We start from the raw sequence: 26691 nt of genomic DNA on the forward strand, positions 1-26691 counted from the left end.
GCAAAACCCAAAAACTAACGTAGTGGACGAGGCGACGAGTCCCCGGCAAAACCCAAAAACTAACGTAGTGGACGAGGCGACGAGTCCTGCAGCTTCATCCGGACATTCAGGACTCGTCGCCTCGTCCACGACGATTACGCCACCAATTGATAAGTCGTTTCTAAGGAGCTTGTAAGATGATCGCCACAAAAAACTTTGGACCAAAGGGCTGGACACCGGAGCGGCTCGGTTCCCTCGTTGGCAAGACTTACGTCGTCACCGGTGCCAACGCAGGCGCCGGATTTGAGGCGACGCGGGTGTTCCTGTCCAAAGGTGCATCCGTCGTGATGATGAACCGCAGTGCCGAAAAGTCAGCCGCCGCCATCGCGAATCTGAAGCAGGAATTTGGTAGTGATGCGGACGTGAGGTTCGTGCGCATGGACCTGGCGGTGTTAGATTCCGTGCGGGCGGCGGCGGAGGAGGTATTGGAGAAGGTCTCCCAACTCGACGGGCTCCTCTGCAATGCCGCCATTGCGCAGGTGGCCAACCAGGAGATCACCGTGGATGGCTTTGAAAGCCAGCTCGGTGTGAACCACTTCGGTCATTTCCTCCTTTGTGGTTTGCTCTTCGATCGGATCGAAGCGTCGGCGGGACGCATCGTGGTCGTCGGTAGCAACGCATACAAAATGGGGCTCAAGAGGATTCAGTTCGAAGACCTCAACTTTGACAAGAATTACACCGCCTGGAATTCCTACGCCCAGAGCAAACTGGCGCAGATGATGTTCGCCTACGAATTGCAGCGTCGTGTCGAATCTGCTGGAAAGAACGTTACGGTCCAGGTTTGTCATCCCGGTGCGTCGCGAACCAATCTGTTGAAGGACACGGCCAGTACCTTCAACAAGATTGTCTGGTCCATACTCTCTCGTATCGTCGCACAATCCGCCGAAAAGGGATCCTGGCCGGAAGTGATGTGCGCAACGGAACAGGAAGTTGCCTCCGAAAAGCTCTACGGCCCTACAAAACGAGCAGAGATGGTCGGTCCTATCGACGAGTGCCCGTTGGACGAGTGCGCCTTGGATCGGGAAGCTGCTACCAAGCTTTGGACACTATCCGAGCAGAAGACTTCATTAACTTGGTCACCGTAGCCTCTCTCCACATCCTGCCGGATCACCGGTTCATCCATTTCGTTCGATCTTCCCTCGAAAACTTCTCAATCGAGTAACGCAGCATCGTTCGCGGCATCGTCTTGGCATGTTTTTTCAAGAACGTTTCCAATCGAGGCTGATCGCGTTGGCCCATTTCGCGTAGCATCCATCCGATCGCCTTCGCCGTACCCACCGGGCACAGCTTTAAAAAATCCAGGCAAAAATGCCGCCTTCTCTTCGCGAGCCACCTCACGAAGCGATGATAGTACCTGCTTCGCCGTCATCTTACCCGTCATTGGTTCAAAGCTCTTGCGATTGAACAACGACGAAACATCCGTCAGGTGTGACGTCGGTCAATTGCTCCTTTATTCTACCGTCAACCCCGTTAGCCAAACCGCCCCCATTCGTGTGTTCGGTCGGAAAGGTGCACTCAAAAATCAAGGCCTCAACGGGCGAACCAGCGATAATCATTCCCACGGATAGCAGCGCGAACCCACGGATGACAGGGTGCAAACATCCGTGGGTTCGCGCTGCTATCGGTGGGCTCAGAAATCGTTTCATCGTTCCGCAAGTGACAGCCTGACCTTTTTCTCTTACTGCCCCGTTTTTCCCCTGCCGCCTGGCGAATCTCCATCGCGGGTTGCTAAGCGAGGATCTCTGCATCGGGCAGTCCCGTCCGCAGCGTGTCCACACCTTGCGGTGTGAGCTGCGTGTCTGCGACGTCAAGGTAGTTCAGCGTCATGCCAACGAGGGTGGAAACCGATGCGTCGGTCACTTGCGTCCCGCACAGGTTAAGTCGTGTGAGTTGAGGGAGCTGAGCAATCATCTCGATCGCACGATCGGAAACGTCAGTCTTCCAGAAACTGATTCCCTCGAGGTTGGTAAGCGACAGTAACGCTTCAACGTCATCGTCGGTGATTTCCAGCTGGTTGAAGTTGACATCGACGATGTCCTCGTTCGGGATCTTTTTCCAGCTGCGAAAAGGTTCACCGAGGAATGTGAAGCGAACCCCTCGGTCCGCCAGGTCGATCAAAGCGGCGTCCATCAAATCTGTCTCCGTCCTGAAACGTCGGAAAGTAGGGACCACCAAGACGCGACCGCGCCGTCGGCGAGCACTGCTCGGCTAGCAGACTGCAATCCCCATGCCAGTCTCCGCGGAAGGATCTTTCCCGCTTCCGGACGGACCATACGTGCAACCGCAAGGCCGCTTTCGGAACACGTAACGGTTACGGTCGTAACCGCTGTTCTTCATGCCCAGTGGTTGCAACGATCACGTGCGCGTCCTGTGTGAAGCAGGCGTGATGGACCGGCGAGCGCCGAACATGCTAAACTCGCCGATTGGGAAGCTTAGCCTTGCCCGACTATGGGTGCCTTGCAATCACTCGCATTCACGGTTTCGCGTCAGAAGGGCATCCTTTTCATGACGGCTACGACTGTGACAGGTTGGGGCCTGCATTGGAAGCAAAGTTGTCACTCACCTGACTGATGCCTGGGGGTTTCATGAAACAGATTCAACTGCACTGGCGGCGGATGGCACGTCACGGAACCATCGCCATCGGCGTGTGGATGTTCGCACTGGTCACGCCCGCCGTCGGACAAAAGCTGGACATCGCGAAAGAGCGCGTCATTCAAAGCGGGCGTCCTGATGGGCGACATGTGAGCACACGGGGATTCCAGCTGCATCTGCTCCGTAATGCCAAACCTAAACTTGCGTTCAACCCGGAATTCACCTCTGAGGAACTCGAACAGTGGCGGGCACAGGTGCGCGCCAAACTGCTGGAATTGATGAATTTCCCCGAACCGGTTCCTCAACCTGCGCCGCGCAAGCTTTGGTCCCAGGGGCGCAAAGGTTATGTGCTTGAGAAATGGGAACTCTATCCCGAGCCCGGCAGCGTGGTGCCCTTTCTCGTGCTGATCCCGGACAACGCCACGCCTGAGAATCCCGTGCCCGCGATCATGTGCCTGCCGGGTTCATCCGGCACCAAAGAGAATCTGGCCGGCGAGCCGCCGCTGGTGGCGGCATTCGAGCCGGACGATCGCAATCATGACGGCTGGCTTCACGCGGAGCGCAATCAGCAGGCCGTGCAATTCGCCAGAGCCGGGTTCGTCGCGGTGGCGGTCGACCATCCAGGAAACGGCGAACTCTCCGACCTGGCGATGCATCGTGGCAGCACCATGGACGATCGCAGCACACTTTCCCGCTACCTCATCGACATGGGCCGCAATTACATTGCCCTCTCCGTGTTTCAAAAACGCCAGATCCTGAACTGGCTGCGCACTCAGCCGCGCGTCGATGGCGCACGCGTTGCCGTGAGTGGTCATTCACTCGGAACAGAGCCTCTGCTGGTGCTGGCTGTGCTCGACCCGAAAATTCAGGGCATCGTGTGGAATGACTACCTCGCCGCCACGATCGAACGGGCGAAAGTAAGCAGCATGCCCAATCAACGCGGCATCAGGCCGACGGCAAACTGGCTGGGACACTGCATTCCGGGCCTATGGGAGTGGTTCGATTACCCTGATTTGGTCGCCGCCTTTGCGCCGCGTCCACTGATCGTGACCGAAGGCGGGCCGACTCATTCGTTGAACCTTGTGCGCAAGGCTTATCAAATCGCCGGGGCTGCGGAAAACGTTTCGATCCACTACTATCCGCAATACAGTGATCCGGGTGATCGGCGAGATGATAAGCCGATCCCAGAGGGCCTGAGCGCGACCGAGTGGTTGGAGCATGCCAACGTGAACGCGGCCCATCATTACTTCAAAGCGTACCTGGCAATTCCATGGCTGACTCGCCATTTCCAACTGCCTGATCCCGGCGAAGTCTATCCGCCAGCGCCGCCTGAGGCCGTGCAAAAGCTGCGAAAGTGAGAGAAAGAATCGGCCCGGCGACAAAGTAGGCTGCCGCCGGCGCTTGGCAATGAGTGCGTTTAAATGGATCAGGAGCCTTTTCGGCAGACTGGGGTGTCTTGCCTTGCCCAGTCTACCTTTACGGCTCCTGACCCCTTTTTCTCCTAGCCTGGGCGAACCAGCGATAATCATTCCCACGGATAGCAGCGCGAACCCACGGATGACAGGGTGCAAACATCCGTGGGTTCGCGGTGCTATCGGTGGGCTCAGTAATCGTTTCATCGTTCCGCAACTGACAGCCTGACCTTTTTCTTTTACTGCCCCTGCCCCTGCCCCGTTTTTCCCCTGCCGCCTGGCGAATCTCCATCGCGGGTTGTTAAGCGAGGATCTCTGCATCGGGCAGTCCCGCGCGTAGCGCTTCAACGCCTTGTGGTGTGAGCCGCGTGTCTGCGACGTCAACGTAGTTCAATGCCATGCCGACGAGGGTGGAAACCGATGCGTCGGTAACTCGCGTTCCACACAGGTTGAGTCGCGTGAGTTGAGGGAGCTGAGCAATCAGCTCGATCGCGCGATCGGAAACGTTGGTCCTCCAAAAACTGATTCCCTCGAGGTTGGTAAGCGACAGTAACGCTTCAACGTCTTCGTCGGTGATTTCCAGCTGGTTGAAGTTGACATCCACGATGTCCTCGTTCGGGATCTTTTTCCAGCTTCGAAAAGGTTCACCGAGGAATGTGAAGCGAACCCCTCGGTCCGCCAGGTCGATCAAAGCGGCGTCCATCAAATCTGTCTCCGTCCTGAACCGTCGAAATAACTAGCTCCTCGACAAGCGAACGCCCTCGTCGGTGAGCACTTCACCGCATGCAGACCGCAACTCCCATGCCAGTCCTTGCTCAGGGAATCCATTTGATGCGAAACCAATCCAACGCAAACCGGTCACGGAAGAAGTTAAACTCCGCGCGGTTTAACTTGTTGTCGTTTACGCTGGCATGGTTCGACAGCGAAAGTTCCTTGTGTGCTATCATCGCAGGCTCTGCAGTACGCGGGTCGAGTGATGTCGTCGGGACGACCTAATGTCCATCAGCAGGGAAACATCCAATTGAATCAACTGAAAATATGGCTGTCCGTTGCCCTGTTTATGTTAGCGATCGCCGCCCGCGAAACGGTGTTCGCGGACCAGCCGAACGTCTTGTGGATCTTGACGGACGACCATCGTTACGATTCGATCCGCGCGTTTAACAAGATGCTACATGGCAGGGAAATGAGCGGGTTGGGTTATGTGGAATCGCCCCATACGGATCGGTTGGCGAAGATGGGGACCACGTTCATCAATGCCTATTGCCAGGCTCAAGGCTGTGCACCTTCGCGGGCTTCCATGCACTACGGCCGCTACCCGTTTCGCTCGGGAATCTACGAGTTCGAGTACCACAACAATAACGCGGAACATTGCCGACCTACGCTTCCCGAAAGCATGGCCGAACTCGGGTACCAAACGACACACTTTGGCAAGCTAGGCGTGCGCGTCAAAACCATCATGGGAGACGGCAAGTGGGCGGCGCAGCACCCTATCTACCAACAAAGTTTCTACTTCAAGGACCTTGCCAAGGACGGGCTGTGCGCTTGGGGCAAAGGCTGGACGACACAGATCAACGATGTGAAGTTCGAGAAACCGTTTCAGAACCTTGAATTCTTCGTCACGCCGGAAGGTGAGTTCGAATACTGCTCGCTGGAACTTGAAAAACTCATGCCTCAGTTTGCGGGCACCGCAGCACGCACAATGGAGAAGTATGACCTGCTGCGGCACTACAACCCCCAAAAGGGAAAGCACATCGATAGCGGCATGATCCTGGCCGGTGTCAGTTCTCGCGAAGCCGGAAAGACTCGCGACGGATACTATGCCTCGATCTTCGTCGATTTTCTGAGGAACAAAAATCGCAAGTTCAAGGTCGGCTCAAGGGACTATGTCGGCGTCGACACATCAAAGCCGCTCTATTGCCATATCGGTTTTGATTTTCCTCACACGCCGGTCCTGCCGCCGGCTGATTTTCGCGAGCGTTTCCAGCAACACACCTACAAAGTCCCTTCATTGGACGACAAGGAAATGGAAACGATGCCCAAGCAGCTGAAACAGCAAGTGCGACATGGCTATTCCGATCACTTCACCGACGCGGAGAAGCAAGCCATGGTGCAGGACTACTACGCGTTCTGTGCCTACGGCGACACGTTGGTCGGCCAGGCGGCGGATGCCTTCATCCAGTACAGCGAATCGCAACAGCAAGCCTGGACGATCGTCTATGTGTGTGGTGACCATGGCTGGAAACTGAACGACCACGGCTCGGTCTCGAAGTTCACGCCCTGGGATGTTGATAGCCACAATCCCATCATCGTGGTTTCTTCGGACAAGCAAGCTTTTCCGGCAAACAAGGTCGTCACGGACTTCACCGAGTTCGTGGACATCGCACCGACGATTCTGGCGGCGGGCGGGGCCAGGCTTGATGACAGACAATATGAATATCTTGACGGCACGGACATGGCCGAAATGGTTTCCGGCAGGGTCCCGGCGCGTGATTACGTCATCGGCGAAAGTCATGCGGTGATCGGTCCGCGCGCCTTCATTCGAACCAAAAACTACGTGTTCTCGATGCAAACGCGGCCCGACAAGAATCGTGGTAAGAACATGGAATGGGCGTTAAACGCATCGTACGAGGAACTCGATCCAGCCTTGTATCACATGCCTTCGGATCCGGGGGAATTGAAAAACCTTGCGTTCAGCCCGGAACATCAGCAAGTTGCCACGGTGATGAAGGATAAACTAATGAAGATTGTCTTAGGGGACAACCGTGTGGAAGTGGATTGGGGCGACAACAAGGCGTTGGGAACCACCGTTTATCGCAGCAACTTCGCTCCCGGTGCCCACGACAGACAGTTGGTCCTGCCAAGATAGCAACGGATGGTTAATTTCTGTGGTAGTGGACGAGGCGACGAGTCCCCAGCCGCAGGACTCGTCGCCTCGTCCACTACAGCTATGGATGGGTAGCAGGACTCGTCGCCTCGTCCACTACAGCTATGGATGGGTAGCTGGGACTCGTCGCCTCGTCCACTACAAATATTGATGGGTAGCTGGACTCGTCGCCTCGTCCACTACAGATATGGATGGGTAGCTGGGACTCGTCGCCTCGTCCACTACAGATATGGATGGGTAGCTGGACTCGTCGCCTCGTCCACTACAGCTATGGATGCCGATTGGACCTGGGGTAGCTGACGATCCGCGGGGAGACGGGGACTGATTCCCTCGCTCTTCGCTGCTTGTGTCGCTGCGCGATGCACAGAAAGGGTGAGTTGGGGTGTCTTGCCTCTCATGGAATTGGAATTCTGCCTCTGGTGAGATAAATTCAATTCGCAGTTTTTATTCCTTCAGCGTTTCCCTGATTTCGCGCATGTCGACGTAAGAATGCGACTGAGATGAAACGAAGTTGCCTTCGCCGGGATCGTCCAGATAGTTCGGCAGGTGCCAGACCTGCTTTCCGTTGTGCTTTAGCCATAGTTCTTGAAACGCCAGTGAGCCCGGCGCGTACCTCCACGACAATGAACCGTCCCTCGAGTGGCATTCGATCAGGAGCGTGAGTTCCGGATCGGTCCCCAATTGGTTGGTGAACAAGAACAGGCACCCGTCGATGACCGAAGAGTTCGCTTGGGACAGCTGCGCCGCGTCGAGTCGAAACACGGCCTTCGGTTGTAGCTTTAGGGGATGAACCTTGCCCGTCTGTGCCGATCGCGTCTCAGCGGTGAACTGCTTTGCCAGGCCGCGCATTTGGAGATCGCGTCGACGGCGAGCCAGCGGATCTTGCCCGGTCGGTGGGATCGGTGCCTGCGAAATCGATCGCAGCTTGACTCCGGGGGGCGACCACATCTGCCCCCATTTCATCGGGCTTAGGAAAGGCATCGGCGGCGTTTCGATCAGAGCTTGAAACTCTTGATAGACCTCCCGGCCTTCTCCCAACGGCTGCGACAGAACGCCGCCGGCAACAACGGCCCGGCCTTCATAGGTCCAGACATAGACATCGCCGGAATTGGGTGCCGACGTGTTCCGCAACGCTTGGTAATCCAGCCCGGTCCAGGTGAACACAGGTTCTTCGAGCTTCAGGCGTTTCTGTCCGGCCGGGTCTAGGCTAAAAACAAATGACTTTGCACGATGCCGATAGAATTGTTTAAGCGTTTCGTAATCTTCCTCCACATCCTGGGCGTTCAAGCTCGAAATGACTACGAAGGTCAACAAGAGAGTGGCGATTCGCATGGTCCTTGCCCCGAAGTATGTTCCGCAGTTCCTATAGACGGATTGTCTTTGACGTTCCATTCTCCATGAAACTGGGTGTGAAAACAATCATCGGACCAGCAAAACCCACGTGAATTCGACAATTTCGAGTGCGCTGGTCTAGCTTCTCGAGGTCCAGACCACGGTGATTCACAGCTCGGTCGGGTCGGTCTTGTTTCAAGCGGACCGCGATTGCCAAGATCAGCGATCGACACTGGGTCAGATCCGCGGGCCAGTCTCTATACGTTACACGAATGCGAATCGACTAAAAGTCGTTTTCGAAGACGACTTCGTTGAGTGGGAGTTGGCCAGGCTTCGGCCACGCGTCCTTGGTGCCTTTGCCGATCGCGAGCCAACGATGCCGGGAACGCCTACGGAAAATGTGGAGCGAGCTGAATCGCTCAGTTGGTACGCCGGAGAACCAGGCTTGACGCCCCGTTCAAAACGCTGGGGGATTGATTCCCTTGGCTTTTAGGTCGGCAAGGTATTTGTCGGGTTCAGCGACTAGCTTTTTGGCGCAGCCGGGGCAGCAGATATAGACGGCTTTGCCGTTGACGTTCACCTTGCCAGGAACGCCCATCCCGCCGAGTGGTTCGTCCATCACAGGGCAAGTCTTCTGGGCGGCGATCGCGGCGGCGTCGGCGAGCGTTGATTTAAAAACGCCTTCGCGGACTTGTTCGCCCTTGGCAGTGTAATACTTGGTGAGGTACTGGTCGGGTGAGGCTTCGACTTTCTTGGTGCAGCCAGCACAGCAGACGAAGAGCGATTTATCACCAATCGTGATCTTGGGTGGTTTGCCCATCGAGCCGAGAGGTTGGCCGCTGACGGGGCAGGTGGCTTGAAGGCTAATGAGCAGTTCGTCTGAGAGCTTGCCGCTGGCGAGTTTTCCCATGGCGTGGAAGACTAGCGGCTCGCTGCCGATGTTTGTGATCTGGACGTTCATGTGCAGTTGTCGGTCGACCACTTTAGATAGGTCCACGCCGACACCGATGGCAAGGTTCTTGAGCGTCTTGAGTTCGTAGGTGTATTCCTTGTCGCTTTCGCCGACTCGCAGTTTCAGTGTTCCTGTGGCATCCGGCGGTGCGATGGGTTGATCGTTCTGGCCAAGGATCATGAACATGATGCCTTTCTCGGCGATCACCGTTTCGATTCGGCGGTCGCCAACGGTTTGCACGGTGCCTCCATGTGGGCCAGTTGCCTCGGCGGCGTGGCTGTGGCCAGCGTGGTCGTGTGCCGCATGGTCATGCCCGGCATGGGCGTCCTGTGCGGTCAAGAGTTGGGGCGACATTAGCAGCGTGGCTACGACGATTGCGGTAAGGATACGAAGTTTCATCGAGATCGGCCTTGGAGAGTAGTGATGGCGTTGGGCGGCGAGCGCAGGATTATTTGTTGAGTTTCGCTAGGTACTTGTCTGGGTCGGCGAGTAGTTTGTCTTTGCAGCCGTCGCAGCAAATCCAGACCGAAGTTCCGTTCACGTCGACCTTTTCAGGTGCTCCCATCGTCCCCAGCATCTCGCCGCTGACTGGGCACATGTGCTGGGCCATCGCGGACTTGTAGTCCTCTGGCGAAAGCTCTTTTAGGCCCGGCATCATCTTGGCCATCGGAGAATCGGCATCGGCATGGTCGCCGTGTTCGTGATCGGCGTGGTCGCCATGGTCATGGTCGGCATGGTCGTCAGCGGTGTCGCTAGCGGGAGTCGCGGGTTGTATCACAGGGTCGGATTCGGGCGAGTTACACCCGTAAATGCCGAGAATGAGCATCCCGCCGAGCAGGAAAGGGATGAATTTCGTGAGTCGCATGGGATATTGCCTTCGCGGATGAGGAGGGCGGATTTTTCGATTGACGTGCATTTGGATGCTTAGGCGGTCGATTTCTTCACACGGCGCGAAAAGAATTCTGCTAATTCACCTGAATGGGTGAAGAATCGCTCACTTCGGGCATCCAAAACACATCAGCAGAACCATCTCCCAGAGAATTAGTGGGTCATGTCAACCAACGATTGCAAAACCGTGCAGCCATACCTGTCGGCTTATCACGACGGCGAGCTTTCGGCTGGACAAGCGGCAACTGTGGCACAACACGTGGAGGCATGCGACTCGTGTGCATCAGAGCTTCAAGCGTTCGTGTCACTCGGGTCGGCTTTTTTGCAGGCTCCTCTCCCCGCCAAACCAGCGGATCTTTGGCAGCGGATTGAGCGCGAGCTTCCAACGTCCGCTGGATCGCTGACACTATCGCGACGGTTCAGCATTTGGGTTCGCGAGTCGCCCTATGGTGCGGGACTGGTGTCGATGGCTGCGTCCGTGTTGGTGTTGCTGGGTGCGGGACTCTGGTACGGAGGAGGAAGAGGGGGAGATAGGGAGATGGGGAGTGGGGGAGCGATGGCGATGCATTCGCACGAAGGCGAAGACGGCATGTCGGCCGAGCACATGGTCGAATTCGCCGGCGTGATGGATGACTATTTGCAGAAGCTGCCAAGCGATCCGGATGGAGCGGAACAGATGCTGCTGACGAAGTACGACGGTGAGAAAGTCGACGCAGAGGGAGCAGTGAAGTTGGTCGGTTATCGACCGATCGTCTCCGGCGGATTGCCAGAGGGCTATTCGTTGGCGTCGACCAGCGTGTTGAAGATGCCTTGCTGCACCTGCGTGAAAGCGGTTTGCAAACGGGATGACGGTTCAACGCTGGTTCTGTTTGAACACGACGACGAAGAAACGGCTTGGTTCGGCGATCGCCGCCAGAGCATGGCAACCTGCGGCGACAAGGACTGCTGTCTCGTTGATCTCGATTCCAGCATCGCGGCGACTTGGAAGCAGGGCTCGCGGAGCGTCACCGCCGTCGGCGTTCGAGACCAAGACGAAGTGGCGAAGCTCGTGACCTGGTTGAACAAATCCTAGAGCGAACTCATGAACGAATTCTTCAAACAACACCGCGGAAAGCTCTGGATTGCACAAGCGGTGGCGTTTGTGCTGCTAGGTGTCTTCGTCGCATCTTGGTTTAACGGAGGCTCGGGCGGGTCGAAAGTCTCCGAGACTTCCGCAACAGCGAACTTGGAGGCAATGCAAAGCAAGCCTTCAATTTGGACTTGTTCGATGCACCCGCAAATACGTCGCGACGGTCCGGGCAGTTGTCCAATCTGTGGCATGGACTTGGTGCCAGTCAAGGAATCGGCCGGGGGCGTTCGCACGGTTTCGATCAGCCCTGAAATCAAGAGCCTGATGAACGTGCAGGTCAGTCCAGTGCGGCGACAGTACGTCACAGCCGACGTTCGCATGGTTGGCAAGGTCGAATACGACGAAACTCGTCTTGCCCACATCACCGCTTGGGTGCCCGGTCGATTGGAACGCATGTTCGTCGATTTCACTGGCGTCGAAGTCAACAAGGGCGATCACATGGTCCAGATCTACAGCGAGGCACTCTACACCGCGCAGGAAGAACTGCTGGCGGTGACCAAACGCGATCGGCCGCAGAGTTCCTCTCGTTTTATCGAACCGCTCGATCTTGCCGAGTCCGCTCGCGAGAAGTTGCGTTTACTCGGTTTGACGACGGAGCAGATTCAAACAATCGAAGAGCGCGGTAAGTCATCCGAAACAGTCACGATCTATTCGCCTGTCGGCGGTGTGGTGGTTGCGAAGAACAAGCAAGAAGGCGACCGCGTCCAAACCGGCGACCGCATCTACACGGTCGCCGATCTGAATCACCTGTGGGTTCAAATGGATGCGTATGAATCGGACCTGGCTTGGTTGCGATACGGGCAAGACGTCGAGTTCACGACTGAAGCCTATCCTGGCGAAGTTTTCCGCGGCCGAATCGCGTTCATTGACCCAGTGCTAAACGAAGACACACGGACGGTGAAAGTTCGTGTCAATGTGTCGAATGGTGATGGCCGATTGAAGCCGGAGATGTTTGTGCGAGCGGTCGTCAAGTCGAACGTCGCTTCGGGTGGCCGAGTGCTCGACGCATCGTTGGCGGGGAAGTGGATCAGTCCGATGCACCCGGAAATCATCAAAGACCAGCCGGGCGATTGTGACATTTGCGGCATGCCGTTGGTGCGGGCGGAATCGCTTGGTTACGTCACGGCGGAGCCAACGAGTGCCGCGAAACCATTGGTCGTACCGGCGTCGGCCGTGTTGCTAACCGGAACGCGAGCGATTGTGTACGTGCAGATTCCCGACGCCGACAAGCCGACTTACGAAGGTCGCGAGATTGTGATCGGTCCGCGCGCCGGCGACTTCTACCTAGTGAAGTCGGGGCTCGAAGAAGGCGACTTGGTCGTGACCAACGGCAACTTCAAGCTCGACAGTGCGCTTCAGATTTCCGCAAAACCTTCGATGATGACACCACAAGGTGGTGGCGGCGGTGGACACAATCACGGAGGTATGGAAACGCCAAAGGCAGACGAAGGCGTCAAGATGGGTGCGGGTCCGATGGACTTGGTGCCAGCGGTGCGTGATCCGATGCAAGGCATTGTTGAGCAATATAAGACAATTCAAGCAAAGATCGAAGCGGCGAATCTTGCGGAGATTCGCGGAAGCTACGACCAATTAGGTGAAGCTGTCAAAGCGGTGCCGGTGGACTTGATCGGTCCTCAAATGCGACCGCAGTGGTTGGAGGTCGCGATGCTATTGCGGAACGATGTCACCGAAGGCCGCGAGGTAAATTCCATGCGTGAAGCCGATCGGGTGTTCGCGGTGACTCGCCAGCACGTCGATCAAATGAAGGCTCAGTTTTCATTGCCGTTGTCACACGACGAAATGCAGATGCCATCCATGACGAACATGGCCGCTCCGCCAGAAGTCGTCGAGCAACTCAGTGGTTTTGTCGCTCCCTATTTGCAACTTAGTCAAGCACTCGCGGCAGACGATTTGGATGCCGCGAAGCGAGCGGTCGAGCCGTTGCATCAGCGATTGGCTTCATTGCTGCCAATCGTCTCCGAAGACAAATCGGTCGAAATGTGGAGCAAAGAGAAACGCGACTTGTCAGAGATCATTGCAAGATTGCAGAAGGCGAACGACCTCGCCGCCTTGCGTAGCGGGTTCGCGTTGCTGTCCGAACAGATGTTGAGCCTCGAGCGGATGTTCGGCCTACCGACTGACGAAACGCTTTATGAGCTTCATTGCCCGATGGCCTTTGAGGGTCGCGGTGCCTCTTGGATTCAATCCGATGATGCCGTTCGCAATCCCTACTATGGCGCTTCGATGCTGAAGTGTGCGGATCGAGTGGAGGAGTTGGGAAGCAAGGAGACAAGGAGAGCGGGAGACTAGGAGACATCCCCTTCCCCGTGTCTCCCCCTCTCCGTGTCTCCCAGCTAAATCATGCCCGACTCTCAACCCTCAACTATCGACTCTCAACTAGACGGAGCGAAGCGTAGTCTTCTCGGCCGGCTGATTTGGTTCTGCTTGACCAACAAGCTAGTTGTGTTGTTGCTGGTCATCGCGACGCTTGGTTGGGGCGTCATGGTCGCTCCGTTCGACTGGGACACCGGAGGATTACCCCGTGATCCGGTCCCCGTCGATGCGATCCCTGACATTGGCGAGAACCAGCAGATCGTGTTCACGCAGTGGATGGGGCGCAGCCCGCAGGACGTGGAGGACCAAATCGGTTATCCGCTGACGGTCGCGCTGCTAGGCATTCCCGAAGTCAAGACGATCCGCAGCTATTCGATGTTCGGCTTTTCGTCGATCTACATCATCTTTGGCGAAGAAGCTGACTTCTATTGGTCCCGAACGCGGGTGCTGGAAAAACTGAATAGTTTGCCGGCCGGCACGCTGCCTGATGGTGTGCAGCCGACACTGGGACCAGACGCGACAGCACTCGGGCAGATTTATCTTTATACGCTCGAAGGCCGCGATCCTGATGGAAACCCGACGGGCGGTTGGGATTTGCGAGAACTGCGTACGATCCAGGATTACTACGTTCGTTATTCGTTGACGTCGGCCGAAGGCATCAGTGAAGTGGCATCGATTGGCGGCTACGTTCAGGAGTACCAAATCGATGTTGATCCCGATGCGATGCGGGCCGCTGGCGTGACGTTGGCCAATGTGTTCGAGTCCATTCGGATGACGAATGTTGACGTGGGTGCTCGGACGATTGAACTGAATAAGGCCGAATACGTTATCCGTGGTTTGGGCTTCATCGAGAATATCGAAGACATCGAGAAGACCGTCGTGAAGGTGACGGACAACGTTCCGATCACGGTCGCCGACGTGGCCGACGTGTCACTTGGGCCAGCGCTGCGGCGTGGTGCGTTGGACAAAGCCGGTGCCGAAGCCGTCGGCGGCGTCGCGGTCGTGCGTTACGGTTACAACCCACTAGCAGCGATCAAAAACATCAAGCAACGCATCAAAGAAGTCTCACCGGGTCTGCCCACAAAGGTGCTTGTCAATTACACGAAGACGTCGGCCGACGAAGTTGACTTGTACGCCGATCGCCATGGTCTGGAACCGATCACCGGAGCAACGGCGAGCAGCGATGCTTGGGTGAAACATCTTCGTGGCATGCCTCAAGAACAGTGGCCGACATGGATCACGACCAGTCAAGTCGCGGTCGTTCCGTTCTATGATCGCACCGGTTTGATCTACGAGACGTTGGGTACGTTGAACACGGCGCTCTTTGAGGAAATCCTCGTCACGATCATTGTGATTTTGGTGATGGTCATCCATTTGCGCAGCTCGTTCCTCATTAGCGCGTTGCTGCCGCTGGCCGTATTGATGTGCTTCATCGCCATGAAGACCTTCGGTGTGGATGCCAATATCGTCGCCCTGTCAGGCATCGCAATTGCAATCGGGACCATGGTCGACATGGGGATCATTCTCACCGAGAACATTCTCAAATATCTCGACGAAGCCGCACCGGAAGACGACAAGTTGACGGTGATTTTCAAGGCGTCTCACGAAGTCGCCGGTGCGGTGCTGACCGCCGTGACGACGACTGTGGTCAGTTTTTTGCCCGTGTTCACGATGATCGGAGCGGAAGGAAAGCTGTTTCGGCCGTTGGCGTTCACCAAGACGTTTGCACTCGCCGCATCAGTGATTGTCGCGTTGACCATCATTCCGCCTGCGGCCCACATCCTGATGGGTGGGCGTATTGAATCGAAGAGCTTGCGTCGCGGAGCCTGGTTCGCGTTGCTGATCCTGGGTATTGCCGCGTCAATGCTAGTGACATGGTGGGTCGGAGCTATTTTGATCGTGCTGTCGGCGTACAAACTGAATGAGGAAAGGATTCCCGCGCGTTATCACCGTTTTGGGCCGTACGCAGCCAGTGCACTTGCGGCGTTGGTCGTCGGCGTGTTGCTGACTCAGGAGTGGTTGCCGCTGGGGCCACAGAAAGGTTTGCTGTTGAACTTGCTGTTCGTCGGCGGATTGATTGGTGGCATCCTCGGGTTCTTCACCGTCTTTCAACGATTCTTGTACGAACCGATCCTACGTTGGTGCTTGAACCACAAGCTAGCGTTTCTTTGCTTGCCAACGGCGATCCTGCTTTTCGGCGGATCGGCTTGGTTGGGCTTCGACAAGGTATTCGGTTTCGTCCCCAAATCACTCTCGATGATTGGAGTGTCTGAAACGACCGTTCGTCAATCCGGTCCTTGGAAAGCAGCAACCGACGTGTTACCGGGACTCGGCAAAGAGTTCATGCCGCCGCTTGATGAAGGCTCGTTTCTCTACATGCCGACGACGATGCCGCATGCGTCGATCGGCGAAGCGATGGATGTTTTGCAGATGCAGAATCAACTGTTGGTGTCGATTCCCGAAGTCGAATCAGTGGTCGGCAAGATCGGTCGCGCCGACACCCCACTCGATCCTGCCCCCGTGTCGATGATCGAAACCTACATCACCTACAAATCCGAATACAAATCGGACGAAGACGGTCATCGGCTAAACTTCCGCTACGACGAGGAAGCCGACGAGTTCGTCCGTGATGAAGATGGTGAGCTGATTCTCGATCCCGCTGGCCGACCGTTCCGCCAATGGCGTGACGAGATTCGTACGCCGGATGATATCTGGCAAGCAATCACCGCGGCGGCTGAAATCCCAGGCACGACATCGGCACCCAAGCTGCAACCGATCGCAGCTCGGATCGTGATGCTGCAAAGTGGAATGCGTGCACCGATGGGGATGAAGGTCAAAGGCCCGGACCTGGAAACGATCGAGCGAGTTGCCTTGGAATTGGAATCGCTACTGAAGCAAGTTCCGACCGTTCAATCATCCGCCGTCATCGCCGACCGAATCGTCGGCAAGCCGTACTTGGAGATCGACATCGACCGTGATGCGATCAAGCGATACGGGTTGCACATCCGAAGCGTACAGGATGTGATCGAAATCGCGATCGGTGGCCGGCAAATCACAACGACGGTCGAAGGTCGCGAGCGGTTTCCTGTCCGCGTGCGTTACGCCCGAGAGTTGCGTGACGACCTCGAATCGCTCGAACGGATTCTCGTTCCAACGCCAGCGGGCGCACAAATCCCGCTCGGCCATCTGGCCGACATTCGCTACACCCGCGGCCCGCAGGTCATCAAGAGCGAAGACACGTTTTTGCTCGGTTATGTGCTGTTCGACAAGAAACCCGGCGAAGCGGAAGTCGACGTGGTCGAGGATGCTCAAGCATTTCTGCAATCGAAGATTGACTCGGGCGAGTTCACGCTGCCGGCCGGTGTGACGTACACGTTCGCGGGCAACTACGAGAACCAAATCCGATCGCAGAAGACATTGTCGATTGTGTTACCGCTAGCCCTCGGAATCATCTTTCTGATTCTGTACATGCAGTTCAAATCCGCCATCACGACATCGCTCGTTTTCAGTGGGATTCTGATCGCGTGGGCGGGCGGCTTCATCATGCTGTGGTTGTACGGCACCGATTGGTTCCTCGACTTCAGTTTGTTTGGCACGAACATGCGAGAGCTGTTTCAAGTCAAGGCAATCAACCTCAGCGTCGCCGTGTGGGTCGGCTTTCTCGCCCTGTTCGGCATCGCCAGCGACGACGGTGTCGTGATTGCGTCCTACCTCGACGAAAGCTTCCGCAAAGATCGCATCGCAAACGCCGAGCACGCTCGCGAAGCCACCGTGACCGCCGGCATGCGCCGCGTTCGACCGTGTTTGATGACCACGGCAACCACACTGCTAGCACTCATCCCCGTCCTCACCTCCACCGGCCGAGGCAGTGACATCATGGTGCCGATGGCGATCCCCAGCTTCGGCGGCATGACGATCGAGATCATGACGATGCTGGTCGTGCCTGTGTTGTACTGCAGTGCGATGGAGTGGAAGTTGAAGCTAGGAATCAAGGACGAACGATTCGCCGAGAATGCATAGAATCGCACGGCATCAACTTCTTGTAGAATAGCCAACTCACTTTCTTTGCCAAGCTCATGGGAAAAACATGCCTTACTTCCATCTGACACCAACGCTCCGGGTTTTCGCATTTCTGTGCCTGTTCGCTGGCGGTGAAATCATCGATGCAGCCGATCCCATTGTCCTCGTATCGGAAAGTGCGGTCCCAGGACTCCGGCAACCGCAAGCGTCGGTCAGCAACACTGGGAGTATCGTTGTCACGTTTGGAGCAGGCGATGTCGTCTACTTTTGTAAATCGGCAGATCAAGGCCGGTCGTTCACTACGCCAGCGAAGGTTGGGCACGTTCCAAAATTGGCGTTGGGAATGAGACGCGGACCTCGAATCGTTGCGATTGACGATCTCGTTGTCATCACTGCGATTAGCCACAAAACCGGCAACGTGCTAGCTTGGCGTTCACTCGACGGCGGCGCGTCCTGGAGCGACTCTGCGGACGTGAACGATGAAGTCAGATCGGCTCGCGAGGGACTTCACGACCTAGCGGCTGGCCCTGGCGGACTGCTTTTCTGCACATGGCTCGATTTGCGTAACGGTCGAACGCAAGTCTACGGCGCGAGATCGGAAGACCGCGGCAAGACTTGGGAGAAGAACGTTCATGTTTACACTTCGCCGTCGGGCACCGTATGTGAGTGTTGCCATCCTTCGGTGGTGACTGATCAGAGCGGTAACGTTCATGTCCTGTGGCGTAACCTGATAGATGGCAACCGTGATATGTACGTCACTACATCCGAAGATGGTGGCCAGAGTTTCGGTCGTGCTGAAAAGCTCGGCGTTGCCAGTTGGCAATTAAACGCATGCCCGATGGATGGCGGCGATATCGCCGTTGATTCCGACGGCGAGTTGCGAACTGTTTGGCGTCACGATCGAAGCATCTATTCGGCTGAGCTTGGTTTGAAGCAGGAGAAGTTCCTCGGACGTGGCGAACAGCCTTCGATCGCGGCTACGCTTGATGGATGCTACATCTCATGGGTCGATCGTCGTGGCGGTGATCTGCGCCTGATGCAGCCGGACTCCGCCACCCCCATAACCGTGGAAACAAAGGCATCCGATCCAGTACTTGCGGCTTCGTTTTCAGGCAATGGCCCAATCGTCTTGATCTGGGAGTCGAAACAGGATGATGTCTCATCGATCCGATTGGCGATTGTCCGCGAATGACGCCGGCCGACGCGACGTTATTGATCGCGAAACTTGTTAGATTTCCATCAACCAAGCTCGGGAAAGCGAAGTTGGTAAGGCCTCGCTGGCCCCCAGGTCACCCAGTGCATTCTGGTAATCCTATAGCAAATTTATGGACGGACCGTTAAAATAATCGCATGGACCGACTCCTTTCATTGCTGATGATACCCTTTCTCGTGCTGGGGCAAGCTTCTCCCCATTCGCACGCGGGGACTGGTATTGCGGAACCAGACGGACATTCTTTGCGTCCGCACGTGCATTTGCATGGAAATGAGCACTCGCATGACGGCCACGATGACCATGCTGACGAGGGCGAATCAGCGTCGGCTAACGGATCACTCACGTCCGCAGCAGGACACGATTCTGATGCCGTTTACTTGGCAGCTTGTGATCAGTTGTTGACGCGAGTGTCTGGGGCGTTCGAAGTTGATGATCACTCGACCGATTGGGTCGCAGCTTCGTCTCCGATCGTCGTTGACACTCGGTTTTCAGTCCGCAGCAGTGATCCGCCGGATCGCTATCGGGCTCTGCCAATCTATCTCCTTACAGCCGCTCTACGGCTGTAATGGACGCACATCACCGGTACTCGGCGTTCTAGACGCTGTGTTTTTGTATCAGTGATCTTCTCAAGGTGAATTTCAATTTGAGGCTTCTCGGTCGCTTGCGCCTGCGCGATGGGCCGATGCTGCGCCTGCGTCGTTGTGTGGCCTTCTTTAATGGGACTGTTTAGATGAATCGTTTGGTTTCGATTGCCAGATCGCTAGTGGGTCCAGCGATTGTGGTCGCCGTGTTGTTTGGGGGATGGGTGTTCCGCAGGCAGTTGTTTCTGCAGCAGGAAACAACCGTCGTGTCGGAGGATAAGTCGTCGAGAGAGTCTGAGGAAAGGCAGGACATGCTCGAAATCAGCGAACAGGCTCGGAAGAATCTGTCACTGGTATCAAAGGCTGCACGGCCTCAATCTTATTGGCGGACGGTCGTCATTCCAGGAAAAGTCGATGACCGACCAGGGCTGTCCGATCGGGGCGTCACGTCACCGGCAGTGGGTGTCGTTACCGCGATCCACGCTTTTCCGGGCGACACAATGCGACCAGGCGAACCGCTGTTTTCGCTGCGTCTGTTCAGCGAGTACTTGCAGGCCACACAGACTCAGTTGTTTAAAGCGCGGCAGGAAACTGCGATCGTCCAAGCCGAGATTGATCGCTTGTCTGGAGCAGTTAACACAGGTGCCGTTTCTCGATCCAAGATGATCGAATTGCGAAGCGAGATTAGTCGACAAAGCACACTGATCCAAGCCGCTCGCCAGGAATTGTTGACGCGAGGTCTAACGCCTGAGCAAGTGCAACAGATTGAATCAGGAACATTTGTTTCCACCGTCGACGTAGTCGCTCCGCCAGTGAGAGATCTTGATGCGTTCACGAATCGCAAGGCCCCTCAGGAGACTCAGCAGGTCAGCTTCGAAAACGAACTGGCTCAGGACGAACCGATTGCATACGAGGTTCAAGAGTTGGCCGTCGAACTGGGACAACAGGTTCAAGCGGGCCAGTTGCTGGCGAACTTGTCGAATCACCAGATGCTTTATGTCGTCGGTCACGCATTCAAGCGTGAGGCGACATTTCTGGAACACGCTGCACAGGAGAAGCGGCCGATCGAGATCGAGTTCGCCGAGGATGCGACAGGCAACTGGCCGAACTTGCAACAGACGTTCAATATTCGTCACCTGTCGAATTCCATTGACGCGAACAGCCGGACGTTCGACTTCTTTGTTCCACTGACAAACCAATCTCGATCGTACGGCGACAATGGCAAGGTCTTTCTCGTTTGGCGTTTTCGCCCTGGCCAGCGGGCTCGTATCCATGTCCCTGTGGAGGAATTCGCCGACGTATTCGTGCTGCCCGCCGATGCGGTCGTGCGAGAGGGGCCGGAAGCTTACGTGTTCCGGCAAAACGGCGATCTGTTCAAACAGATTCCCGTTCATGTACTGCACGAAGATCGACGTTCGGTAGTGATCGCCAACGATGGCAGCATCACCTCCGGAACTTACTTGGCACAAAACGCTGCCGCTTCGCTCAATCGAGTGCTGAAGTCACAGTCTGCGAGTGGGCGGCAACCTGGCGTCCACGTCCATGCAGACGGCACCGTTCACGCGGCCCATTAAGGAAACATGAACATGCTTGATGCTGTCATCAAAGTTTCGCTCCGATACCGCATGCTGGTCGTCGTTGTCAGCCTGTTCGTGCTGGTCTACGGATCGTACCTGGCAACTCAGATGTCAATCGACGTTTTTCCCGACCTCGACCGCCCTCGTGTGGTCATCATCACCGAAGCTCCAGGACTTGCTACCGAAGAAGTGGAGACGCTGGTGACACAGCCGATCGAGATTGCGCTGATGGGGGCTAATGGCGTCCAGGCGGTTCGCAGTCAATCGACAGCGGGATTGAACGTGATTTATATCGAGTTCGACTGGTCAACGGAAATCCGCGCCGCTCGCCAAACAGTTCAAGAAAGACTGGCCACGCTGGAGGGTATTTTTCCGGATGGGATTCGTCCGCAGATGACGCCACCGTCTTCGATCATGGGGCAGATCCTTGTCGCAGGGATCTACCGGCAAAACGGCCCCGACGGTGGGCGGCTGACTCAGGTCGGCAACACCGACATGATGGCCGAAATGGTCATTGGCACAAACGATAACCAAACGTTTCAGATCAGTGTCTGGACGCCGGGTGAACGGCATGACTTTTCGACCTGGAAGAAAGTTCAGCCACAGGACATTCAGTGGGATGCTGATCCCAACACCAATCCACAGACATCCCGAATTCCCGTCGGAACGGCCGAGATCAAACTCAACGGCAAGTCACACGATGCACATTTCTACAGCGAAGCCAAACAACAGCTTGAACTGCGGACGGTTGCTGACTGGATCATCCGGCCACGACTGTTGAAAGTCACCGGGGTCGCGGAAGTGTTCATGCAGGGCGGAGATCGCAAGCAGTACCAAATCCTGATCGATCCGACCGCGCTGCTCGAATATGGCGTCACCGTTCAAGAGGTCGAACAGGCGCTTCGAGCCAGCAACATCAACACCAGTGGAGGCTTCGCCGTCACGGGCGAGACCGAGCGACCGATTCGGGTTCTTGGTCGCTTGGGACCGGAATCGTGGGTTGTGATCGAAGACTTGAAGAAAGTCCCCGTCGGTAACCATCCCAAACGAGCTGTCTTGCTGGGACAAGTCGCACGCGTCACCGAAGGTCCGCAATTCAAGCGTGGCGATGGTAGCGTCGATGGTCGCCCAGGAATCGTGTTCACGACTGTCAAACAACCACACGTTGACACACGCGATCTGAGTGATGCGGTCGCAGAGGCATTTGTCGAAGTCGAGGCATCTTTGCCTGCGGACATCGTCGTCAACTCGGAACTGTTTCGGTTAAGAAACTTCATCGACCGGGGAATCTTCAACGTTGCCGAGGCGCTCGTCATCGGTGCGGTACTGGTCATCATTGTGCTGTTTCTATTCCTATTGAACTTTCGCACGACATTCATCACGCTCACCGCGATCCCACTTTCGCTCGTCCTAACAACACTTACTTTCCGATTGATGGGATGGATCAGTGGAACTGAGTTGTCCATCAACGTCATGACGCTCGGTGGAATCGCCGTGGCAATGGGCGAACTCGTCGACGACGCGATCGTAGATGTCGAGAACATTTTCCGCCGACTGAAGCAGAACAACCAGTTGCCGGTCGAAGAGCAGAAGTCGCCGATCGTCGTTACATTCAAGGCAAGTAAAGAGATTCGTAGCTCGATCGTATTTGGAACGGCGGTCGTCATCCTTTCCTTCATGCCGCTATTCGCATTGTCAGGCGTCGAAGGTCGGTTGTTCACTCCGCTGGGCTTCGCCTACATCGTGTCAATTTTGTCGTCCTTTGTTGTATCGATGACTGTCACGCCAGTCCTTTCCTACTATCTATTGCCGAACTCGCGTGCAACGCATCACGAAGGCGACGGGTTTCTACTGCACGGCTTGAAAGCGGTTGTGACTCATTTGATCCGCCTCAGCATGGCACTGCCGCGAACGCTGCTGATTCTGACATGGCTCGCCGTTGCTCTGGCCGCTTGGCAGATGTCGATGTTGGGTCGAAACTTTTTGCCGCCCTTCGATGAAGGCAGCATCCAAGTGAACGTGACACTGCCACCGGGATCGTCGCTGGATGCTTCGAACCAAGTATCAGGGGCGATTGACTCCGTCTTTGAGTCAATGCAAAAGACAGCGAGGAACCCCGATGGCGAAATACTGCACTTCGTTCGTCGAACCGGTCGAGCGGAAATGGACGAACATGCTTCGCCGGTCAATTTCGGTGAATACATTCTCAGCATGAATCCTGAGTCGCCGATCGACCGAGAAGAAATCCTGGCCCGTCTCCGCGAGAAAATTAGCAATGAAGCACCCGGAGTGGACATCGAAGTGGAACAACCGCTTGCGCATTTAATCAGCCACATGATCTCGGGCGTTTACGCTCAGATTGCGATCAAGATTTATGGCGATGATCTCGATACCTTGCAGCGAGTCGCCGAACAAGTAAAAGGGACCATCCAGGAGGTGCCCGGCATCACGCCGCCCGTTGTAGAGCCAATCCAAGAGACGGACGAATTGCACATTGCTCTCCGCGCTGACGACTTGGCTTTGCATGGACTGTCTCGTGAGTATGTTGCAGACGTTTTGCAAACGGCGTTACAGGGTGAAGTCGTCTCTCAAGTCCTGGAAGGCCAACGCCGATTCGATCTGCTAGTGCGATTGGAGGAAGAGTATCGCACCGACTACGCGAACCTTGATCGACTTCGCATCGACTTGCCCGATCGTCAGGGACAACCAGATCGTGGACAAATCGAACTGCGCGACGTCGCAGATTTGGGTGTCGGCACCGGTCCAAATTCGATTAATCGTGAGAATGCCCGTCGTCGGATCGTCATTCGCTGCAACACCGAAGGCCGCGACTTGGCTGGTGCCGTGAACGAGATCAAGAGTCGTCTTGGCAGCCACGTCGAGATCCCAGTGGGCTATTTCATTGAATTCGGAGGGCAGTTCGAAAGCCAACAACGTGCGACGCAATTGATCATCGTCCTTGCTGGGATCTCGGTGATTGGGATGTTCGTCATACTCTTGGTGCTGTTTCCGTCGATTCGGATTGTTTTGCAGATTCTGAACGCCCTCCCCACTGCGTTCATAGGTGGCGTAATGGCGCTTGTCATGACGCAGCAAAGTCTCACCGTTGCAAGTCTCGTCGGCTTCATCTCACTTGGAGGCATCGCGGTTCGCAACGGCATTTTGTTGGTCACTCACTACTTCCACCTGATGAAGGAGGAAGGAGAAGAATTTACGCAAGAGATGGTTTTGCGTGGGAGCCTTGAGCGTCTCGCGCCTGTCTTAATGACCGCGCTGACTGCCGGCATCGGACTGATACCGCTCGTGCTGGGTGGTCAAGAGCCGGGACGCGAAATTCTGTATCCGGTTGCCACGGTCATCCTAGGTGGACTGACGACATCGACCTTCTGCGAATTTCTGATCCACCCCGGATTATTTTGGAAATTTAGCGGCAAGGATGCGGCACGGTTCGCAAGGCTCGAAGCAGAGGAGGACGAGCTGATGTGAACCAAAAACAACAATAAGACGCGATCGTCGTGACGCAATCGCATCGCCGAACCCTACAACTCAAATGTTAAATTTACACCCTCGAAGGTCTACAAAATGAAAGTCCTCTCAATCACAAGTGTTCTTCTGGTTTGCCTGATCAGTTTTGTCGGTTGTAAACAGGAATCTGCTTCGACCACACCCCTGCCGAAAGACCATGGGAACGACCATGTCGATGGCGAAGAATACACTGACCATAGCGTTCTCGGTCACGGCCATGGTGCAGGGCCTCATGATGGCGTAATCGTGGACTGGGGCGGAGGTAAATATCATGTGGAATTTATCGTCGATCACGAGAAACAAGCAGGCACGGTCTACATCTTTGGTGCAGATGAGAAGACGCCGAATCCGATTGATGCGACAGAGATTGAGATGAGCATCACCGATCCGGTCATGCAGCTGACGCTCAAAGCGGCACCTCAAGACAATGATCCTGCCGGCAAGGCATCTCGGTTCATCGGTACCCACGAAAAGCTGGGTGTCGTCCAAGAATACGCAGGTACGATCACGGGCGTTATCGACGGCACTCCCTATTCAGGCGACTTCGCGGAAGAAGCACACGGACATGAGTGATTGTCGCGATCAGCATTCTCGGGATTAACATGGGCTGAAACAAGGACCATGACACCGTCGCAATCAGCGAAGTCACGGACGACAAGGATGCGAGAATCGTTGTCTATTGTGCCGTCGGCGGACGCGCGGAAAAGGCGAAAGCGAAGCTTGAAGAACTCGGCATTACCAACGTCGAAAACGGTGGCGGTTTCGACGACGTGAAGGATCGCTTTCAGTAAACCTGGACGTACAGCGCCGCAATTCGGCATAAACCAATGAACCCGCAAGGAGCAATCACGCTGTAGGACTCTTACTGGAAGGGTTTCATTCGCAGGATGACTTCCTGAAAATTCTGAGCGTTGGAGTGAAAACGAGGGATTCCATCCACAGCTTCCGCGGAAGAGCTGAAAAATCGGAACGCTATCGCGACGCCATGCTCTCGGATTTCTCAGCCTCCAAATCCGCGATTAGCTTTTTCATCTCGGCGATTTCCTTCTTTTGTGTCTCGATGATCTCGTCGGCCAATTCGCGGACTCGGGGATCGCTGATCTTGGCCCTCTCGCTCGTCAAGATCGCGATCGAATGGTGCGGAATCATCGCCTTCATCCACGACACATCCTCAACGGTCTTTTGACTTCGGACAAGGTAAAGAGATGCTGCGAAAACGGCGACGCTGCTAACGAAGATTGCGACATTGGTCTTCGTGCTTTTGTACATCCCCAGCATGAACGACAGCATGATCATCGCCATCGTCGCGCCCATCACGAGTGCCATGTAGAAGCGAGTCTCGCTCCAGTAGACGTGATCGAAGGCATAGGTGTTCAGATACATCAACAACAGCATGACCGCGGTCGATGTTGCGATCATTGCTCCAAACAGACGGTAATTTGACACTTTTGATTCTCCCTGACTTATTGTGAGTTGAGTGACAAACACGTTGGCAAATACGGTGCCAAGGTATTTCGATGACAAGGAAAATTCGATTACCTCCGCGAAACTGCGATGGAGTGTTCGATGCGCGATCGCGATGGTCAAAATGCGTCCCGTGCCACAGCGGGAAAAGACTCCTGGTACCCCCTGCGGGTATCTGTACAATCTGGCAAATGGAGCTTCCGAATGATTGCAGTGCGAACGAGATGGTCGACGGCGCAACGGTCCATGCCGCTGCCGCCGGAGATCGTTCTGCGCTTCAGGCTATCTACGAAGTGACATCGGATCGCGTGTTCCGCTTAATGGTACGGATGGTCGGTCAGCAGGATGCAGATGACCTGACTCAGCAGACCTTTGTTCGCGCATTCACAAAGCTTGACCAGTTCAGCGGCGACTCCAAATTCGAGACTTGGCTGTACCGTTTGGCCACGAACGAGGCCTTGCAGCATCTGCGACGCGAAAAGCATCGACGGACGAAAGAACTCAAGGTCGACCCAGCGATGGATGCTACCGACCAGGTCGAGCAAGACGAGCGAGTCGCGATGGTTCGCAAAGCTCTCGCTCAACTCGATCCGGAGCAAAGGGCAATCTTCACGCTCAAAGAAGAAAGCGGCTTGTCGTACCAAGAGATCGCCCAGACCCTAGGCATCCCCGAAGGTACGGTTGGATCGCGGCTCAACCGGGTGCGGCGGGGATTGCGAAAGTTGGTCGAAGATCGTGACGAGTAGCGC

Annotated in this window: 19 protein-coding genes and 1 pseudogene; 13 read left to right on the top strand and 7 right to left on the bottom strand. The window is 55.7% G+C overall.

The genetic code is table 11. The features are described from left to right. Positions 1-176 precede the first annotated feature (176 nt). Positions 177-1124, top strand: a complete 948-nt coding sequence (locus tag TBK1r_RS05035) for an SDR family oxidoreductase (protein ID WP_145207810.1) — start codon at positions 177-179, stop codon at positions 1122-1124. A 22-nt stretch (positions 1125-1146) separates the two neighbouring features. Here TBK1r_RS05035 and TBK1r_RS05040 read toward each other — a convergent pair whose 3' ends face one another. Together TBK1r_RS05040 and TBK1r_RS05045 are read right to left on the bottom strand one after the other, a co-directional pair. Then, entirely contained in the window at positions 1147-1290 is a 144-nt protein-coding gene (locus tag TBK1r_RS05040) for a DNA alkylation repair protein (protein WP_145222055.1), read from the bottom strand. Positions 1291-1767: 477 nt separating this feature from the next. Continuing rightward, on the bottom strand, positions 1768-2169 hold the full coding sequence (locus TBK1r_RS05045) for a leucine-rich repeat domain-containing protein (RefSeq protein ID WP_145207811.1): 402 nt from the start codon (positions 2167-2169) through the stop codon (positions 1768-1770). 455 nt (positions 2170-2624) lie between these two features. Here TBK1r_RS05045 and TBK1r_RS05050 point away from each other — a divergent pair, with 455 nt between their 5' ends. Continuing rightward, positions 2625-3989 (top strand): alpha/beta hydrolase family protein, encoded by a 1365-nt coding sequence (locus TBK1r_RS05050; RefSeq protein WP_419580984.1) that lies wholly within the window; start codon positions 2625-2627, stop codon positions 3987-3989. Positions 3990-4344: 355 nt separating this feature from the next. Here TBK1r_RS05050 and TBK1r_RS05055 read toward each other — a convergent pair whose 3' ends face one another. Continuing rightward, a complete protein-coding gene (locus TBK1r_RS05055; protein ID WP_145207813.1) occupies positions 4345-4746 on the bottom strand; it encodes a leucine-rich repeat domain-containing protein in 402 nt (133 codons plus the stop codon). A gap of 318 nt (positions 4747-5064) precedes the next feature. Here TBK1r_RS05055 and TBK1r_RS05060 point away from each other — a divergent pair, with 318 nt between their 5' ends. Then, positions 5065-6909 carry a sulfatase-like hydrolase/transferase gene (locus TBK1r_RS05060; protein ID WP_473772487.1) on the top strand — a complete coding sequence of 615 codons (1845 nt, stop codon included), beginning with the start codon at positions 5065-5067 and terminating at the stop codon, positions 6907-6909. 462 nt (positions 6910-7371) lie between these two features. On the opposite strand, the gene TBK1r_RS05065 is transcribed toward TBK1r_RS05060, so the two are convergent. The 3 genes from TBK1r_RS05065 to TBK1r_RS05080 all read right to left on the bottom strand — a co-directional run bounded on the left by TBK1r_RS05065 (position 7372) and on the right by TBK1r_RS05080 (position 10076). Continuing rightward, on the bottom strand, positions 7372-8259 hold the full coding sequence (locus tag TBK1r_RS05065) for a hypothetical protein (RefSeq protein ID WP_145207816.1): 888 nt from the start codon (positions 8257-8259) through the stop codon (positions 7372-7374). Positions 8260-8716: 457 nt separating this feature from the next. Next, the gene (locus TBK1r_RS05075; protein ID WP_145207818.1) at positions 8717-9610 is read right to left on the bottom strand and encodes a hypothetical protein; all 894 of its coding nucleotides are present in this window, start codon (positions 9608-9610) and stop codon (positions 8717-8719) included. A 49-nt stretch (positions 9611-9659) separates the two neighbouring features. Continuing rightward, the gene (locus TBK1r_RS05080) at positions 9660-10076 is read right to left on the bottom strand and encodes a hypothetical protein (RefSeq protein WP_145207820.1); all 417 of its coding nucleotides are present in this window, start codon (positions 10074-10076) and stop codon (positions 9660-9662) included. Between the two features lie 186 nt (positions 10077-10262). On the opposite strand from TBK1r_RS05080, the pseudogene TBK1r_RS38300 reads away from it, so the two are divergent. From TBK1r_RS38300 to TBK1r_RS38310, 9 genes and pseudogenes are all read left to right on the top strand, one after another. Continuing rightward, positions 10263-10370 (top strand): annotated as a pseudogene (locus TBK1r_RS38300) (anti-sigma factor family protein); the annotation flags it as partial. Positions 10371-10661: 291 nt separating this feature from the next. Further along, on the top strand, positions 10662-11171 hold the full coding sequence (locus TBK1r_RS38305) for an anti-sigma factor (RefSeq protein WP_419581525.1): 510 nt from the start codon (positions 10662-10664) through the stop codon (positions 11169-11171). Between the two features lie 9 nt (positions 11172-11180). Further along, positions 11181-13538: a heavy metal-binding domain-containing protein gene (locus TBK1r_RS05090; RefSeq protein ID WP_145207824.1), complete on the top strand. Its 2358-nt coding sequence runs from the start codon at positions 11181-11183 to the stop codon at positions 13536-13538. Positions 13539-13589: 51 nt separating this feature from the next. Then, positions 13590-17582: an efflux RND transporter permease subunit gene (locus TBK1r_RS05095; RefSeq protein WP_145207826.1), complete on the top strand. Its 3993-nt coding sequence runs from the start codon at positions 13590-13592 to the stop codon at positions 17580-17582. Between the two features lie 343 nt (positions 17583-17925). Next, a complete protein-coding gene (locus TBK1r_RS05100) occupies positions 17926-18774 on the top strand; it encodes an exo-alpha-sialidase (protein ID WP_419581526.1) in 849 nt (282 codons plus the stop codon). Positions 18775-19876: 1102 nt separating this feature from the next. Continuing rightward, entirely contained in the window at positions 19877-20950 is a 1074-nt protein-coding gene (locus TBK1r_RS05110; protein ID WP_419580985.1) for an efflux RND transporter periplasmic adaptor subunit, read from the top strand. A gap of 12 nt (positions 20951-20962) precedes the next feature. Beyond that, complete coding sequence (locus TBK1r_RS05115; RefSeq protein ID WP_145207835.1) at positions 20963-24439, top strand: efflux RND transporter permease subunit; 3477 nt, start codon at positions 20963-20965, stop codon at positions 24437-24439. 96 nt (positions 24440-24535) lie between these two features. Then, entirely contained in the window at positions 24536-25051 is a 516-nt protein-coding gene (locus TBK1r_RS05120; protein ID WP_145207836.1) for a hypothetical protein, read from the top strand. A gap of 62 nt (positions 25052-25113) precedes the next feature. After that, positions 25114-25269, top strand: a complete 156-nt coding sequence (locus TBK1r_RS38310) for a rhodanese-like domain-containing protein (protein WP_419581527.1) — start codon at positions 25114-25116, stop codon at positions 25267-25269. Positions 25270-25450: 181 nt separating this feature from the next. On the opposite strand, the gene TBK1r_RS05125 is transcribed toward TBK1r_RS38310, so the two are convergent. After that, entirely contained in the window at positions 25451-25924 is a 474-nt protein-coding gene (locus tag TBK1r_RS05125) for a DUF305 domain-containing protein (RefSeq protein WP_473772488.1), read from the bottom strand. A gap of 209 nt (positions 25925-26133) precedes the next feature. Between TBK1r_RS05125 and TBK1r_RS05130 the strand changes: the two genes are divergently transcribed. Then, positions 26134-26688 (top strand): RNA polymerase sigma factor, encoded by a 555-nt coding sequence (locus tag TBK1r_RS05130; RefSeq protein ID WP_145207838.1) that lies wholly within the window; start codon positions 26134-26136, stop codon positions 26686-26688. Positions 26689-26691: the final 3 nt, after the last annotated feature.

This window comes from Stieleria magnilauensis (genome assembly GCA_007753675.1).
In the GTDB taxonomy this organism is placed as follows: domain Bacteria; phylum Planctomycetota; class Planctomycetia; order Pirellulales; family Pirellulaceae; genus Stieleria; species Stieleria magnilauensis.

Excerpts from the sequence above, each read along its gene's own strand:
- TBK1r_RS05035 (WP_145207810.1), top strand. The coding sequence starts at position 177 with ATGATCGCCACAAAAAACTTTGGACCAAAGGGCTGGACACCGGAGCGG.
- TBK1r_RS05040 (WP_145222055.1), bottom strand. The coding sequence starts at position 1,290 with ATGCTACGCGAAATGGGCCAACGCGATCAGCCTCGATTGGAAACGTTC.
- TBK1r_RS05045 (WP_145207811.1), bottom strand. The coding sequence starts at position 2,169 with ATGGACGCCGCTTTGATCGACCTGGCGGACCGAGGGGTTCGCTTCACA.
- TBK1r_RS05050 (WP_419580984.1), top strand. The coding sequence starts at position 2,625 with ATGAAACAGATTCAACTGCACTGGCGGCGGATGGCACGTCACGGAACC.
- TBK1r_RS05055 (WP_145207813.1), bottom strand. The coding sequence starts at position 4,746 with ATGGACGCCGCTTTGATCGACCTGGCGGACCGAGGGGTTCGCTTCACA.
- TBK1r_RS05065 (WP_145207816.1), bottom strand. The coding sequence starts at position 8,259 with ATGCGAATCGCCACTCTCTTGTTGACCTTCGTAGTCATTTCGAGCTTG.
- TBK1r_RS05075 (WP_145207818.1), bottom strand. The coding sequence starts at position 9,610 with ATGAAACTTCGTATCCTTACCGCAATCGTCGTAGCCACGCTGCTAATG.
- TBK1r_RS05080 (WP_145207820.1), bottom strand. The coding sequence starts at position 10,076 with ATGCGACTCACGAAATTCATCCCTTTCCTGCTCGGCGGGATGCTCATT.
- TBK1r_RS38305 (WP_419581525.1), top strand. The coding sequence starts at position 10,662 with ATGCATTCGCACGAAGGCGAAGACGGCATGTCGGCCGAGCACATGGTC.
- TBK1r_RS05090 (WP_145207824.1), top strand. The coding sequence starts at position 11,181 with ATGAACGAATTCTTCAAACAACACCGCGGAAAGCTCTGGATTGCACAA.
- TBK1r_RS05095 (WP_145207826.1), top strand. The coding sequence starts at position 13,590 with ATGCCCGACTCTCAACCCTCAACTATCGACTCTCAACTAGACGGAGCG.
- TBK1r_RS05100 (WP_419581526.1), top strand. The coding sequence starts at position 17,926 with ATGAGACGCGGACCTCGAATCGTTGCGATTGACGATCTCGTTGTCATC.
- TBK1r_RS05110 (WP_419580985.1), top strand. The coding sequence starts at position 19,877 with ATGCGACCAGGCGAACCGCTGTTTTCGCTGCGTCTGTTCAGCGAGTAC.
- TBK1r_RS05115 (WP_145207835.1), top strand. The coding sequence starts at position 20,963 with ATGCTTGATGCTGTCATCAAAGTTTCGCTCCGATACCGCATGCTGGTC.
- TBK1r_RS05120 (WP_145207836.1), top strand. The coding sequence starts at position 24,536 with ATGAAAGTCCTCTCAATCACAAGTGTTCTTCTGGTTTGCCTGATCAGT.
- TBK1r_RS05130 (WP_145207838.1), top strand. The coding sequence starts at position 26,134 with ATGGAGCTTCCGAATGATTGCAGTGCGAACGAGATGGTCGACGGCGCA.